Origin of the sequence: Brevibacillus thermoruber 423, from assembly GCF_000454065.1 — a bacterium.
Taxonomy (GTDB): domain Bacteria; phylum Bacillota; class Bacilli; order Brevibacillales; family Brevibacillaceae; genus Brevibacillus; species Brevibacillus thermoruber.
Map to the genome: position 1 here is coordinate 704,601 of NZ_KE695649.1, position 13,523 is coordinate 718,123.

Annotated in this window: 14 protein-coding genes; 8 read left to right on the top strand and 6 right to left on the bottom strand. The window is 60.4% G+C overall.

Annotation, left to right across the window (positions count from 1 at the left end; all coding sequences use genetic code 11):
* Positions 1-296 precede the first annotated feature (296 nt).
* The gene (codY, locus tag M516_RS0108385; RefSeq protein ID WP_029098725.1) at positions 297-1,067 is read left to right on the top strand and encodes a GTP-sensing pleiotropic transcriptional regulator CodY; all 771 of its coding nucleotides are present in this window, start codon (positions 297-299) and stop codon (positions 1,065-1,067) included.
* Positions 1,068-1,163: 96 nt separating this feature from the next.
* Here the strand turns inward: codY and M516_RS23060 are convergent, their stop codons facing one another.
* Together M516_RS23060 and M516_RS0108395 are read right to left on the bottom strand one after the other, a co-directional pair.
* Positions 1,164-2,522: an MFS transporter gene (locus tag M516_RS23060; protein WP_051188143.1), complete on the bottom strand. Its 1,359-nt coding sequence runs from the start codon at positions 2,520-2,522 to the stop codon at positions 1,164-1,166.
* Positions 2,503-3,213 carry an ArsR/SmtB family transcription factor gene (locus M516_RS0108395; protein WP_081656477.1) on the bottom strand — a complete coding sequence of 237 codons (711 nt, stop codon included), beginning with the start codon at positions 3,211-3,213 and terminating at the stop codon, positions 2,503-2,505. The genes M516_RS23060 and M516_RS0108395 overlap by 20 nt, the downstream gene beginning before the upstream one ends.
* A gap of 315 nt (positions 3,214-3,528) precedes the next feature.
* Between M516_RS0108395 and M516_RS24310 the strand changes: the two genes are divergently transcribed.
* Both M516_RS24310 and M516_RS23070 read left to right on the top strand, forming a co-directional pair.
* Positions 3,529-4,767, top strand: a complete 1,239-nt coding sequence (locus M516_RS24310) for an MFS transporter (protein WP_051188145.1) — start codon at positions 3,529-3,531, stop codon at positions 4,765-4,767.
* 148 nt (positions 4,768-4,915) lie between these two features.
* On the top strand, positions 4,916-6,277 hold the full coding sequence (locus tag M516_RS23070; RefSeq protein ID WP_035289100.1) for an MFS transporter: 1,362 nt from the start codon (positions 4,916-4,918) through the stop codon (positions 6,275-6,277).
* Here the strand turns inward: M516_RS23070 and M516_RS0108410 are convergent.
* The gene (locus M516_RS0108410) at positions 6,209-6,988 is read right to left on the bottom strand and encodes an SDR family NAD(P)-dependent oxidoreductase (RefSeq protein ID WP_029098727.1); all 780 of its coding nucleotides are present in this window, start codon (positions 6,986-6,988) and stop codon (positions 6,209-6,211) included. The two genes, M516_RS23070 and M516_RS0108410, sit on opposite strands and share 69 nt — an antisense overlap.
* 147 nt (positions 6,989-7,135) lie before the next feature.
* Here M516_RS0108410 and M516_RS0108415 point away from each other — a divergent pair, with 147 nt between their 5' ends.
* Entirely contained in the window at positions 7,136-7,360 is a 225-nt protein-coding gene (locus M516_RS0108415; RefSeq protein ID WP_029098728.1) for a DUF1540 domain-containing protein, read from the top strand.
* A 194-nt stretch (positions 7,361-7,554) separates the two neighbouring features.
* Here M516_RS0108415 and M516_RS0108420 read toward each other — a convergent pair whose 3' ends face one another.
* Complete coding sequence (locus tag M516_RS0108420; protein ID WP_029098729.1) at positions 7,555-8,145, bottom strand: 5' nucleotidase, NT5C type; 591 nt, start codon at positions 8,143-8,145, stop codon at positions 7,555-7,557.
* A 92-nt stretch (positions 8,146-8,237) separates the two neighbouring features.
* Here M516_RS0108420 and M516_RS0108425 point away from each other — a divergent pair, with 92 nt between their 5' ends.
* A complete protein-coding gene (locus M516_RS0108425; RefSeq protein WP_029098730.1) occupies positions 8,238-8,822 on the top strand; it encodes a hypothetical protein in 585 nt (194 codons plus the stop codon).
* A gap of 79 nt (positions 8,823-8,901) precedes the next feature.
* On the opposite strand, the gene M516_RS0108430 is transcribed toward M516_RS0108425, so the two are convergent.
* Complete coding sequence (locus M516_RS0108430) at positions 8,902-9,432, bottom strand: DUF84 family protein (protein WP_029098731.1); 531 nt, start codon at positions 9,430-9,432, stop codon at positions 8,902-8,904.
* Between the two features lie 115 nt (positions 9,433-9,547).
* Here M516_RS0108430 and dapF point away from each other — a divergent pair, with 115 nt between their 5' ends.
* On the top strand, positions 9,548-10,411 hold the full coding sequence (dapF, locus tag M516_RS0108435) for a diaminopimelate epimerase (protein WP_029098732.1): 864 nt from the start codon (positions 9,548-9,550) through the stop codon (positions 10,409-10,411).
* A 304-nt stretch (positions 10,412-10,715) separates the two neighbouring features.
* On the opposite strand, the gene M516_RS25520 is transcribed toward dapF, so the two are convergent.
* Positions 10,716-10,862 carry a hypothetical protein gene (locus tag M516_RS25520; RefSeq protein ID WP_193746953.1) on the bottom strand — a complete coding sequence of 49 codons (147 nt, stop codon included), beginning with the start codon at positions 10,860-10,862 and terminating at the stop codon, positions 10,716-10,718.
* A 266-nt stretch (positions 10,863-11,128) separates the two neighbouring features.
* Between M516_RS25520 and M516_RS0108450 the strand changes: the two genes are divergently transcribed.
* Both M516_RS0108450 and thiI read left to right on the top strand, forming a co-directional pair.
* Positions 11,129-12,280 carry a cysteine desulfurase family protein gene (locus M516_RS0108450; RefSeq protein ID WP_029098733.1) on the top strand — a complete coding sequence of 384 codons (1,152 nt, stop codon included), beginning with the start codon at positions 11,129-11,131 and terminating at the stop codon, positions 12,278-12,280.
* A gap of 19 nt (positions 12,281-12,299) precedes the next feature.
* Positions 12,300-13,499, top strand: coding sequence for a tRNA uracil 4-sulfurtransferase ThiI (thiI, locus tag M516_RS0108455; RefSeq protein ID WP_029098734.1), 1,200 nt, complete (start codon positions 12,300-12,302; stop codon positions 13,497-13,499).
* Positions 13,500-13,523: the final 24 nt, after the last annotated feature.

Sequence of the window (13,523 nt, forward strand, 5' to 3'; positions counted from 1 at the left end):
ATACCAGCGGTCAGTTATCTACCCCGACGATCGACAGCAGGACAAACAGGACGAGAATCAAAGCGATGCCGGTGAAGCCTCCACCTTTAAACAGGTTCATTCTCTTCGCCCCTTCCCGGATGTGGTTCTCTATCATGGTATTGGCAAATACCCGCGCAGGTGCAGGACAGGCGCCGATGGGTCAACGACCTGAAGGTGCCTGTTCCTTTATTGCCTATTTTTTGATTTGCATGTATGAGCCGGGATTTTTCAGACAATACTGAGACCATACATAACCGCAAGGAGGAAGAAATGGAATGAATTTGCTGGAGAAAACGAGAAAGATTAATGTGATGCTGCAAAAAACGATGGGAGGCAGCGGTGTCGGCTACCATGACCTGGCCCGTCTTTTGTCCGACGTCATCGACGCCAACGTCTACATCATCACCGCCGACGGCTCCATCATCGGCAGCGGCCTGCGGCAGGACTTTGCCGTCGGGGAGCGGACGCATGACCTGCTCCCGTCTGGCTATCATCAGCGGCTGCTGGAGGTAAGCCAATCACTGGCCAACGAACCGGTGCAAAGCCCTTACAGCATGGTGACGCCCGACCTGGTGTCACTCTTCCCGCAGATGATGACCACCATCGTGCCGATCAACGCCGGAGGCAGCCGCCTCGGCACGCTCGTCCTGATGCGGTCGTACGGCCTGTTTGAGACGGAAGATCTGATCCTGGCGGAAATCGGCGCCACCGTGATCGGCATGAAAATCGTCCGTCAGCGCACGGAGCAGATCGAAAGCGAGGTGCGCGACAAAACCTTTGCCAAGATTGCGCTCTCGTCGCTGTCGTACAGCGAGCAGATCGCGATCGAGAAAATCATGGAACAGCTCGATGCCAGAGAAGGGCTGCTCGTCGCCAGCCAACTGGCCGACCAGGCCGGCCTGACCCGCTCCGTCATCGTCAACGCGCTCAGAAAACTGGCCAGCGCCGGTGTGCTGGAGTCCCGCTCTCTCGGCATGAAAGGTACCTACATTAAAGTGCTGAACGACAAGTTTCCGGCCGAACTGGCGAAATGGAAGACGTCGTAGCACGTAGCGGCAAAACGCGCCCGTTTCCGCAGGGAAAGGGCGCATGCATGCCCGGCCGATGCGCCTTCGAACGGCGAACACACACACCCGCAGGCGTTACAGCGCTGCGGGTGTGTTTTCGTTGCGGCTGCCGTCGCCAGGTTGGTGCGGCTGCGGCGAGTCGGTCGTTTCCGCCGCCGTCCGGCCGGACCAGAGCGGATGCTCCTCCATTCGGCGAAACTCCCGGAACAAAAGCAGGCTGAGGCCGATCGTCCCAAGCGCCAGGCCGCCGACCAGGAGCAGCGTGTCCGGAGCGGCCCACCTGCGCTCCAGGAGAACAGAGCAAAGCGCGTAGCTGACCGGTCCCAGGCCGACCGACATCAGCGTGAGCAGCGACATCACCCTGCCCAGCTTGGCGGCGGGAACGATCGCCTGTATGTAGGTGATCAGCGGGATGTTGGTCATGCTCATCGCCATGCCGACGGCGAACAGCATTGCCAGCCCAAACGCCAGTTGATGCATGAGCGAGACGGCGGCGATGCCCGCTCCCATCAGCCCGACCACCAGGGGCAGGAACGTGTAGCGCCCGCGGAATCCGCCGCACAGGGCAGTGATGACGCCGCCGGCGATGGTGCCCACGCCGAGCGCCGAACTGAGCGAGCTGTAGGCGCTGCCGTCCCAGCCGAGCTGCTTGACCAAAAGGGGCAGCCCCATGTTGACCGGACCGGAAAACATCATGTTGAGCACCAGGGACGTCCCGAAGATGATCGTCAGGATCGGGATGGAAAAGGTGAAGCGGATGCCTTCCCAGACGTCGCGGAAGTAGGAAGGCCGCGACGCGTGCGGGCGATCCGGTCCCGCTGCCGGCTCCGATGGGACGGGCTGGAGCCGGAGCGTGAAGAGAATCAGCGTACCGGCGAAAAAGGCGGCGGCCATGATCAAAAACATCGGCGGGTACGGGACGGCGTGCAGCAGCAGGGCGGCGACCAGCGGACCGCCGACCATGCTGAGCTGCTGCGAGATTTCCATCAGGCTGTTGGCCCCGGCCAACTGGTCGCGGCCGACGACAAACGGCAGAATGGAACTGCGCGCCGGCCAGAAAAAGGCGTCCACCGTGCCGAACAGGGCGGCCATCGCGTAGGCGGAGTAGGGAAGCAGTTGGCCGGAGTCGTACAAGAGCAGCAGGCCGAAGCCGGAGAGCACCATCCCCCGGGCCAGAATGGAGCCGACCATGATCCGCTTGCGGCTGAACCTGTCGGCGGCCACTCCGCCCGCCAGCATAAACAGCAGGCGGGGAATGGACATGCAGATCAGGGTGGTGCCGAGCACCGTCTCCGATCCGGTCACGTCCACGATAAACCAGGAGAGGGCGACGAAGAACGCACCGTCGGCCAGCGCCGAAATCAGGTTGCCGAACCAGAGCCGGACAAACTGGCTGTTTTTCCACAGCGCGCGTTTATTTTCCTGACGGGTCATGTTCCGTTTTCCTCCTGCACATTTTCCCTGCCGTCACATCGTCTGCATGCACGAATCCCTCGGGCAGCGATTCATCGTCGGCCACGTAGATCTGCTCGTTGGTCATGAAGCCGACGCCGACGAAGTAAAACACTTCTCCCGTGTCTTCCGCCTCCCCGGCCTTGATCCGCTGCAGGTGGCGTTTCTCCATGTCGTTCAATTCCTCCAGCAGGGCGCGATACTTTTTGATCCACGCCTTGAGCTCGTCCCGCGGCGCCTTTACTTCCCCGTTGAAGGCGTAGAGCGGCGGCCGTTTCTCCTCTTCGGCAAAGAGCAGAAACGATTCGTCCGGCGCGTTGTACAGCCGGGTGATGCTGGAACGCAGGTGGTTGAGCATCGCTTCCTGCTGCAAAAGCGTGTCCTCGCGCAGGGAAGGCAGCAGGTCTTCGCTCACCTTGAAATCGAAAGCGACGGAGCGGTAGAACTTCTGCACAATCCCGTTTTTCTCCTCGGTGCGGACCACATGGACAAAGCCGTGGTGCTCCAGCTCCTTCAGATGGTAGTGAACCTTGGAAGGGGAGAGGGAAAGCATCCCGGCCAACTGTTTTCCCGTGTATGCGTCTTTGGTCAGCAGCGTGATCATTTCCAGGCGCAGCGCGTCACTAATGGCGCGCAGTTGTTCCAGACTTTCGATGACCAGATAGCGTTTCAAGAAACAATCACCCTCTTTTAAATATTTGAACATAACGTTATTATTGAAACGTTCAAATTTGTTTGAACAAATTGTATCAGATGAACTTGCAGGTTTTCAAGCATGTTTTTCGATTTGTGATGGAATCCGCATCGCATGTTCCTTGAGGCCACCTCCTGATTCTGCGGGACGATGCACCTCCGCGTCAGCATCCGGCATACGCTTCGGTGAAATCGTCCGCTGCAAATGAACCGGCTTCTCGGACGGGGGATCAATAGAAGCGTTTCCTGACGCAACGTGGTACAATACGGAGAAAACGGTGAAAGGGGTTTGACCATGACGGCGCTTCTGCGTCATCCTGTCTTTCGCCGTCTGTACACGGCTCATGTCATCCATATCATCGGAAACGAGTTCACGTTTATCGCCGTCGTCGGCCTGCTGCACGACCTGAGCGGGTCCGGGCTGTCGTTTGCGGCCGGCACGGTGTTTCGCCTGATGCCTTATGTGATCACCAGCGTTTTTTCCGGCGCCTTGCTGGAGCATTGGGACAAACGGCGCGTCATGATCGTCGTCAATCTGCTGCGGGGCATCCTCGTCAGCCTCTTCTTCTGGATCACGTCACCCGCCTATCTCTGGGCGGCCTATGTGCTCCTGATTCTGGTCAACATCTGCAGCGCCTTTTTTCAACCGGCCATGCAGGTGGCCATCGTCCGCACGGTGAAAGCCGACGACAGGCTGGCGGCCAATTCGCTCCTGCAGGGCACGACGTCGTTTTTGATCATCGTCTGCCAGGGGATCGCGGCCATGTTGGTCTACTTGTTTTCCTACCGGTTTAACTTTCTTCTGGACGCCGCCTGCTACGCTGTCTCGCTGTTGATCCTGCTGCGGCTGCCCGCCTTTGCGGACGAGCCGGAGCGGACCGGCAGCGGCTTTGTGCAGCGCCTGCGCGAAGGCTTTCGATACATCGGCAGGCAGCGGGAGATCGCCGGGGTTCTGCTGTACCAGATGGCGGAGCGGTTCCTGGGAGCGTATTACGTCATGCTGATGTACTTCGTGCTGCAGGAGAGAGGCGAGGGGTTGTTCTTCTTCGGGCTGCTGGACATCCCGCTCGGCCTGGGCGGCGTTTGTGCCGGTCTGGTGGCGGGCAGGCTGGCCGACCGCATGGGGACAAAAGGGATCAACATGGCGCTCGGCTGGGCGCTGGCGGCGATGGGGGTCTCAATCTACGCGATCTTCCACTCCGGGCCGATCGCCGCTCTGGCGGCAGCGTCGCTGTTCTGCGCCTTTGCCTCGTTTGGCTCGTCGATCCTGGCGGTGACGCGCCTGCAGCAGTTGGCCGATCCCGATTACCTGGCCCGCGTCTTTTCCATCAGGGAAATGGTGACGATGGGCAGCTACTCGGTTGGCTGCCTGATCGTCGGGTACGGCGCCCAACAGGCGGGAAGCGCCGCCGTCTCCAGCGGGTTGGCCGTGTTCGGGGCAGCGGCCGGCCTGATCTGGCTGTTGGGCAGCCGCGGCCAAACGGACAGCAGGACGGGCAGGCAGCTTGAAAAGGAAACGGGAGCCGGGATGTAAACGGATCACACCGACGGCGAGGACCTATCCCCTTTGCCTGAAGACAGGCAGGGGGGGATTTTTTCGGTATATTTATAAATATAATAATTGAAAAAGTTTAATAAATTGGCTACAATGATGCCAAACCGGAAAGAAAAGGAAGATGCGCGTGAAAGAACTGTGGAGGCAATCGTCGTTTCGCTGGTACTGGTTGGGGTTGTTTCTGTCCGGCCTGGGCAATCAGTTCGGATGGATGGCCTTGACCTGGTTTGTGATGAACAAAACCGGTTCATCCGCCGCCATGGGCGGTGTCGTCCTGGCGTACAACATTCCCGCGGTCTTGGTCGGACTGGTCGCCGGCGTTCTGTTGGATCGCTTTGACCGGCGAAAACTGATCATGCTGGACAACGTGCTGCGCGGCTTGATCTTTTTCGCGCTGGTGGTGCTGCTGCAGATGGAGGGGACGCCGCTGTGGCTGGTGTACGTGCTGATCGTCATCGCCGGGATGCTCTCGCCGCTCAGCAGCGCGGGTGCCCAGACCCTGCTGCCCCGGCTGGTGATGGACAAATCCCTTCTGGTCAAGGCGAACGGTCTGATGGAAAGCCAGTGGCAGATCACGTATCTGTTCGGGCCCGCCGTGGCCGGGGTGTTGATCGCCTGGATCGGGGCGGCCAACGTGCTGGTGGTGGACGCCGTCAGCTTTTTCCTCTGTGCCTTCTGTTTCGCCCGCCTGAAGCCGGCGGCGGGATCGGGCAGCTTCGCCGTCGGGCGGATGGACGAAAAAGAGGCGGAGGGGGTCCAAGGGAAGGCTGCGGAAAGCGGCGGCGGAACAGGCGTAGTCGCGATCGGTCCGTTTCTGCGCTCGCTGGCCGCCGATATCCGCACCGGCTACCGCTACCTGCTGGGGCATCGCCGCCTGTTGTGGCTCGTGCTGTTCACCTTTTTCTTCAACATGGCGTACGGCCCGGTGGAGGTGGGGCTGCCGCTGTACGCCAAGAACGACCTGGACGGCGGGGCGGTCTCGCTGGGCCTGCTCTGGTCCGCCATGGCGGCGGGGGCGCTGCTCGGGTCGATCCTGTTTTCCGCCGTTACCTGGAAAATCCCGACCGGCGTGACGCTGGCGGCCATCATCGGCCTGTGGGGGATCACGACGCTGCCGCTTGCCCTCTTTACCCGCATCGATGTGGCGATGCTGGCGATGGGGCTGGCCGGACTCAGTTTTTCACCCTACAACATCCTGTACCGCAGCCATCTGCAAAAACACGTGCCCGAAGAACTGCTGGGGCGGGTGCTGACGAGCGTCCGCACGATTACGGGGACGGGAATGCCCGCCGGGGCGGCCGCTGCCGGCTGGCTCATCCCCGTATGCGGAGTGCAGGGATTGTTCGGCGCCGCCTCCGTCGTCTGCGCCGCGACCGGTCTGCTCGCGTTTATGGCACTACGGCGGCTGGATGAGCCGGAGCTACTTCCGGTTCAGCAGGGGGGCGAGGAGGCGCTTCACGCCGTGGGGCAGCATCGCATAGAGCAGTGACAGGAGATGCAGCCGGAGGGGCATGGCCACTTCCGGCTGCTTTGCTTCCACGGCCCGGATGATCCGCGCCGCCGTCTGCTCCGGCGTCAGGAGATAGCGGCGGACTTTTTCCCTATACCCGCCTGTCTGGTCCGCCCGCTGCAAAAACGGCGTGTCGATCGGGCCGGGCATGGCGCAGGTGACGTGGATGCCGCTGTCCGCCAGCTCATGGCGCAGGCCTTCGCTCAGCCGGATCACGGCCGCTTTGCTGGCGGCGTACACGGCCGCTTTTGCCGTCGCCACCTGGCCGGCCAGCGAGGCGATGTTTACGATGTGGCCGGAGCGGGCCGCCAGCATCATTGGCAAAAAAGCGCGGATGACGTACAGCGGACCCGCGATGTTGGTGGCCAGGATGGTTTCCAGCTCGTCCAGGCGCATCTGGGCCAGCGGAACGAAAACGGCGGTGCCCGCGTTGTTGTAGAGAAGATCGCAGCGGCCGAAGCGAATCTGTACCCAGGCGGCAAATTGCCGCACGGCTTCGTTGTCGGTGACGTCGAGCCGGTGGAGGAACAGGCGGTCCGGAGCGCCCAGCCGTTCGCGCATCGCTTCCAGACCGGCCATGGACCGGCCGGTCGCGATCACCGTATCCCCTTTCGTCAGGTGAAGTCTCGTCAGTTCCTGCCCGAGTCCGCCTGCTGCGCCGGTAATGACGACGATGCGCGGGTTGGTCATGAAACAGGTCTCCTTTCGCGAAAACATGCCGGGGAAACCGGCAGTTGGCATGGTTTTTGTACGGGCGCGATGCCATGTAAAGCCTCTGTTTGCGGGGGTATAAGCTGTTTGCTTGTGGTGAAGGATAGCCCCTAGGAGGTGAAACACATGCCCATCGTCAAATGCAGTGTCGCCAACTGTGAATACTGGAGCGAAGGCAACAACTGCACCGCCGACATGATCATGGTGGAAGTGGACAGTCACGCTCACGCAGACTTTAAAGAAGAGTTTGCCGGCGAGTACGGACACGACAGCCAGCACAAGGATCAGGCGAATGACTCCTCCCAGACCTGTTGTCACACGTTCAAACCGAGGAAAACCGAGAAAAAGTAAGGAAAAAAAGACGTATCCCGTGCCGGGGATGCGTCTTTTTCCATGCGCTGCGGACCGTTCCATGCGCTGCGAACACCGTTCCTAAGCGCTGCGGACACCGTTCCGAGCGCTGCACACACCGTTCCGGACCGGCGTGTGCCCCTTCGCCGGCTCCTCGGCGGGGGAGTCCCCTCTCCGTTGAGCGGTCGGGCACTTTACGCGTTGGCCTTTTCCAGTGCCAGCCGCTCCACCAGGGCGTCCACCTGCTCCCAGGAGGTGACCCGGTGCACCAGCCGGGGCAGCGTTCCCTGGTTGTACGGGGTGTCGAACAAAAAGACCGGGATGCAGAGGGCGTCAGCCAGCTGCAGCGCGTTTTCCAGCCGGTCTTCCAGAAACAGGTCCACCTGCCACTTTCGGGCGGCGGCCAGCTTGTCGTGCGAGCCGATCAAATCCATATGGTGGTACGGAATCTGATAGCGGGAGAACCAGTTTGCGGTGACGTCCAGATGACGGGCCTCGCGGGCGCTGATGTACACCAGCTTGTGCCGCTTGTACCACTGGCGCAGTACCCGGTCGGCCGCGCCGTGGACAGGGGCGTTGTCGTACAGGCGCTCGCCGTGCTTGTCCAGCCAGTCCGCAAAGACCTCGTCGCTGATCCCATAGACCGTGGCCAGATTGTAATCGATACAGTCTTCGTATCGCAACTGTTTGCCAAAGCTTTCATTCATCAGAGGGACTATGCTGCTCGGCTCCGTGACGGTGCCGTCAATGTCAATGCCAATCGTTAGGGATTTCTCTGGTTTCATCCTCTCGCCTCCAGTTTAAATTGTACACCCTCGGCAGAGAATAAGGCTACTTCCTTCATCACAATCCTTTGGAAAAAGGAGCTGAGCATGGCATGGCGTACGATCGAGACGAACGTGTGAATGCCGAGCGGAAGGAAGGGGACAACGGCCTTGCGGAGATGTTCGATCAGCGGGACACCGAGTTTGCCGACTCCTGGATGGGGGCTGTGTTGGATGAGAATACCGTCCGTTCCCAGGGGAACATCCAGTATGATCCCCACACCCAGACCGAACGTTATCTGGGGGAACAAAGCGTGGACGCGGCAGGAGCCGACCTGACACAGCAGGTGAACCGGGAAGGGGACAAACGGGGCGACAATCGCCCGGATGCCTCTCCCCTGACCGGGGACGACGTGGAAACGGCGGCCGAAATTGCCGAACCTATCCGGGAGACGCGCACCACTGACGACGTCGACGCGCAGGCGGAAAACGGAGCCAGCGGGATTGGCTGGACAGGATTGGGCTTGTCCATTCTGTCGCTGTTCCTACTCCCGTATATCGTGGCTCCCATTGGCATGGTGCTGGGATACCTGGCGTACCGGCGAAATGCTCGTACGCTCGGGGTCTGGGCGATGATCGTAGGGGCGATCGCCATTCTCGGTGCGCTGATCATCTACCCGTATTACATCGCCCGATGACGACGGCGCCACGCCGAAAAAACCTCTCCGGTGACGGAGAGGTTTTTTCCTGTCTGTTTTGCCTGGGCGGCCTGGGGGATTATCGGTACAAAGCGGAGACGAACGGGGTGACGGCGGCGATGACGGCGTCGCGAAACACCTCGGCCCGCCGGATCCGTCCCCCCGTCAACAATCCGTAAGCGCCGCCCCGCTGATTGCTCCCTGTGGTGCCGCTCCACTCGTCGATGATCGTCCGAAGCTCGATGCCTTCCCGCTGGATCCGTTCCACCGCCTTGTTGGGGATGGGAAAAAACAGTCCCTTGCCCAGACAGAGCTGCCTGCCGTTCCAGGCGGCGCAGACGGAGAGCAGATACCAATGGTTCGTGTACCGGTCGTCAAACGTCAGGCCGCCTTCCAGCCCCAAGCCGATGTCGGCGTTCGGGACCCGGTCAAGCACCGCTTTGGCCCGGTTGATCGCACCCGCAATCGTCTCCTCTTCCGAAAGCGGCTGGGCGGAGACGCCGGACGGCACCGCCAGACAGACCGGTTCCGTTCCCGTCGCCAGCACCACTGCCGTCTTTTTCGCCTGATTGGTCGTGCCCAGCGCAAAGCGCAGCGCGGACATATCCATGCCGCACACCTCCTGCTCCAGATTGGCTAGGGGTAGTATACCACTTTCCCACGCCCCGGACTTCTGTGGTAAGATAAAGCGAGAAAAACATCGGAGTAAAAATGAGGGGCGAACCATGAAATTTACCAAAATGCACGGACTGGGCAACGACTACGTATACGTGGACTGTTTTTCCGAACCGCTGACGGGCGTGGATCTGCCGGAACTGGCACGTCGGGTCAGCGACCGCCACTTCGGCATCGGCGGTGACGGCTTGATCCTGATCATGCCCTCGGAGCGGGCCGACTTTCGCATGCGGGTCTTCAACAACGACGGCAGCGAAGCGAAAAACTGCGGTAACGGCCTGCGCTGCGTGAGCAAGTATGTGTACGACCACGGACTGACGGACAAGACCTCGTTTTCCGTGGAAACGCTGGGCGGCATTGTCACCCCGTCCGTCACGGTGGGAGCGGACGGCAAGGTGGAGCAGGTGACCATTGACATGGGGGAACCGCAGTTTGTTCGGGCGGCCATCCCCATGACCGGAGAGCCCGGCGAGCGAGTGATCGGACAGCCGCTCACCGTCGACGGCCGCACGTTTACCATGACCGCCGTCTCGATGGGCAATCCTCACGCTGTTCTGTTTGTCGATGAAGTGAACGAAGCGGACGTGGTGAAGTACGGGCCGGTAATCGAACGGCACGAGTGGTTCCCCGAGCGCACCAACGTGGAATTCATCCAGGTGCTGAACCGGCGGGAATTGCTGTTCCGCGTCTGGGAACGCGGTTCGGGTGTGACGCTCGCCTGCGGCACGGGAGCGTGTGCCGCGGCGGTTGCCGCGAGCCTCAGCGGCATGACCGACCGGACCGTAACCGTTCATCTGGCGGGCGGGGATCTGGTGGTCGAATGGCGGGAGAGCGACAATCGCGTGTACATGACCGGGCCTGCAACAGAGGTATATTCTGGCGTATATCACGGTCCGATTCCGCATGCAGACTGACCGCTGATCGTGGATCGTTGAACTTGACCGTCCCTTTGCGCAAAGGGGACGGCCTTTTTTTGCAAAGGAACGGCCTCACATGCGCACACTATGGAAAAGAACGTGAAACGAGGTGCGCTGATGGCGGCAAAGTTTGCGTATGTGACAGCGACGATTGTCGGATTGCTGATACTGGTCGGGTACGCGTACTGGCGGAGCGTGAGACGGTAAGGGGGGAATCATGGACTGGTACAGAGACGCAAAAAAGCGTGGAAGTCCGCACAAGGAGCCGTGCTTCTTCCACGCTGACAGGAAAGGCAAAGGGTCACCCGTTGTACACCTCGTTTAAGTAGGCGGTTTCCGGTTGATCAAACTGCGTGCTGCTCAGCTTCGCCAATTCGGCCTGCAGCCGTTTCAGCTCCGCCTCCATTTTGCGGATTTTCTCTTCCATCTCCATCGTCCGTGTCGTCATGGTGCTTCTCTCCTCGTTCTCTAAATTTATTGACTATTCTAACGAATGGGCCGCGTTATGTAAAGAGCCTGCCTGCCAATGTAAGCGTTTGTGTTTGTGAACAATTTGTGAAGGTTGTGCCACCTTTTTTCTCCCCGGCGTTGTTCCCCGCCGAAAAGTGGGAGAAAATAAGGGGAAGTATGCTCCCGGCTATATGTTGATCGGAACTGTCGTGTTATGATGAAAAGTAGACTTTGGGCGATCAGCCCTCAGGAAGGTGTGGACTGGTGATTTATTTGGACAACAGCGCCACGACCCGTCCTCATCCGCAGGTGGTTGAGGTGGTCAAACGGGCGATGGAGACCTACTACGGGAATCCGTCCTCGCTGCATCAAAAAGGGCTCGAGGCGGAGAACATCCTGAAGCAGGCACGTGCGGTCGCCGCCCGTTTCCTCGGGTGCAAACCGTCGGAAATCGTCTTTACGTCCGGCGGCACTGAGAGCAACAACGCGGCGATCAAAGGTGTGGCGATGCAGTATCAGAGCCGGGGAAGACATATCATTACGACGAGCGTGGAGCATCCCGCCGTCTATGATGTATGCAAGCAGATGGAAGAGTTCGGCTTTTCCGTTACCTATTTGCCGGTCGACAGCGCGGGTCGTGTCTTGGTGGAGGACCTGAAACGGGCGATCCGGCCCGACACCATTCTCGTTTCCGTCATGCACGTAAACAACGAGTTGGGGACGGTGCAGCCCATCGCCGAGATCGGCGCCCTGCTGAAGCAGTACCCGAAAATCCTGTTCCACGTCGATGCCGTGCAAAGCGTCGGCAAGCTGCCGATTCGCCTGAAGGAGTGGGGCATCGACCTGCTCAGCGTATCGGCCCATAAATTTTACGGACCGCGGGGTATCGGCATCCTGTACAAACGGGAGGGATTGATTCTCCAGCCGCTGTTGATGGGCGGGGGGCAGGAGGGCGGTTTCCGCTCCGGAACGGAGAATCTGCCGGCCATCGCCGGCATGGCCAAAGCGATCCGATTGCTGGAAGAGATGGGGCCGGAAGAACCCGCCCGGCTGGCGTCCATCACCCAGGTGCTGCGGCAGGGGTTGGCCGAGATTCCCGGATGCGTCGTCAACACGCCGAGTGAGGGAGCGGCCCCCCACATCGTCAACGTCTCGTTTCCCGGGATGAAGGCGGAAGTGCTGCTGCATGCGCTGGAGGAACGGGGCTACCTCGTCTCCACCAAATCGGCCTGCTCCTCCAAGGCGAACGAACCCAGCCGGGTATTGATGGCCGCTCTTCAGGACCGGGAGCGGGCGCTGTCGGCCATTCGCATCAGCGTGGGCCGGGAGAACACCATCGAGGAGGCCCGAGCGTTTGTTGCCGCCGCGGCGGAGTGCGTCGCCAGCATCCGTCCCCATATGAAAGCGAAAGCGTAACCATGTAAAGGAGCAAACCATGAAGTACGATGTCATTTTGATTCGTTACGGCGAACTGGCGTTGAAAGGCCGGAATCGCGATTTGTTCGAAGAAGCCCTGGTGCAGAGCGTCAAAAGCGTGCTGCGCCCGTTTGCCAACATCAAGGTGCGCCGCAACTACGGCCGCATGTACGTGGAACTGCACGGAGAGGACGCCCATGCGGTGGTGGAACGGCTGCGCCGCGTTTTCGGCATCTCCTCCATCAGCCCCACTGTTCAGGTGGAGCCGGATGAACAGACGATCAAGGCGAAGGCGTTGGAACTGATCCGCCACCTGCAGCCGCAGCCGAAAACCTTCCGGGTGGAGACCCGCCGCGCGGACAAGCGTTTCCCGAAACAGTCGATGGAAGTAAGCCGCATGGTGGGAACGCACATTCTGCGCAGCATCCCGGAAATCAAGGTGGATGTTCACCAGCCGGAAGCGGTCGTGAACATCGAGATCCGCGCCGAGGGCACGTACATCAGCTGCGAAACCATTCCCGGTCCCGGCGGTCTTCCGGTCGGCTCCGGCGGCAAAGTGCTGCTCTTGCTCTCCGGCGGGATTGACAGCCCGGTTGCCGGCTGGATGATGATGAAGCGGGGCGTCACCCTGGAAGCGATTCACTTCCACAGCTATCCGTTTACCAGCGAACGGGCCCTGCAAAAGGTCCGCGATCTGGCCCACAAGCTGGCCCACTGGGGCGGGACCGTGCGGCTGCACGTCGTTCCCTTTACGGAGATTCAGACGGCCATTCGCGAAAAGTGTCCGGAAGACTACCTGATCACCATCATGCGCCGGTTCATGATGCGGATTGCCGAGCGGGTCGCCGCCAGGACCGGCGCCTTGGCGCTGGCGACCGGCGAAAGCCTGGGCCAGGTGGCTTCCCAGACGCTGGAGAGCATGAACACGATCAACAAGGTCGTCTCGATTCCGATTTTGCGTCCGCTGATCGGCATGGACAAGACGGAGATCACCGACATTGCCCGGCGAATCGATACGTACGAGCTGTCCATTTTGCCGTACGAAGACTGCTGCACCATTTTTACGCCGAAAAATCCGGTGACCCGGCCCAAGCCGCATGTGGCTGAACGTTTCGAGGAAAAACTGGACGTGGAGGCCTTGGTGGAGGACGCCGTGAACCGCACCGTGATCGAGGAGATTACGGCGGAGCCGCGCGAAGCGGAAACCGACTTGTTCTGAGCGGCAGAGACAGATGGAAGAGAC

What these genes read in the sequence shown, in the direction of transcription:
- codY (WP_029098725.1), top strand. Translation starts at nt 297, where the DNA reads ATGAATTTGCTGGAGAAAACGAGAAAGATTAATGTGATGCTGCAAAAA.
- M516_RS0108410 (WP_029098727.1), bottom strand. Translation starts at nt 6,988, where the DNA reads ATGACCAACCCGCGCATCGTCGTCATTACCGGCGCAGCAGGCGGACTC.
- M516_RS0108415 (WP_029098728.1), top strand. Translation starts at nt 7,136, where the DNA reads ATGCCCATCGTCAAATGCAGTGTCGCCAACTGTGAATACTGGAGCGAA.
- M516_RS24310 (WP_051188145.1), top strand. Translation starts at nt 3,529, where the DNA reads ATGACGGCGCTTCTGCGTCATCCTGTCTTTCGCCGTCTGTACACGGCT.
- M516_RS0108420 (WP_029098729.1), bottom strand. Translation starts at nt 8,145, where the DNA reads ATGAAACCAGAGAAATCCCTAACGATTGGCATTGACATTGACGGCACC.
- M516_RS23060 (WP_051188143.1), bottom strand. Translation starts at nt 2,522, where the DNA reads ATGACCCGTCAGGAAAATAAACGCGCGCTGTGGAAAAACAGCCAGTTT.
- thiI (WP_029098734.1), top strand. Translation starts at nt 12,300, where the DNA reads ATGAAGTACGATGTCATTTTGATTCGTTACGGCGAACTGGCGTTGAAA.
- M516_RS0108425 (WP_029098730.1), top strand. Translation starts at nt 8,238, where the DNA reads ATGGCGTACGATCGAGACGAACGTGTGAATGCCGAGCGGAAGGAAGGG.
- M516_RS25520 (WP_193746953.1), bottom strand. Translation starts at nt 10,862, where the DNA reads ATGACGACACGGACGATGGAGATGGAAGAGAAAATCCGCAAAATGGAG.
- dapF (WP_029098732.1), top strand. Translation starts at nt 9,548, where the DNA reads ATGAAATTTACCAAAATGCACGGACTGGGCAACGACTACGTATACGTG.
- M516_RS0108430 (WP_029098731.1), bottom strand. Translation starts at nt 9,432, where the DNA reads ATGGATATGTCCGCGCTGCGCTTTGCGCTGGGCACGACCAATCAGGCG.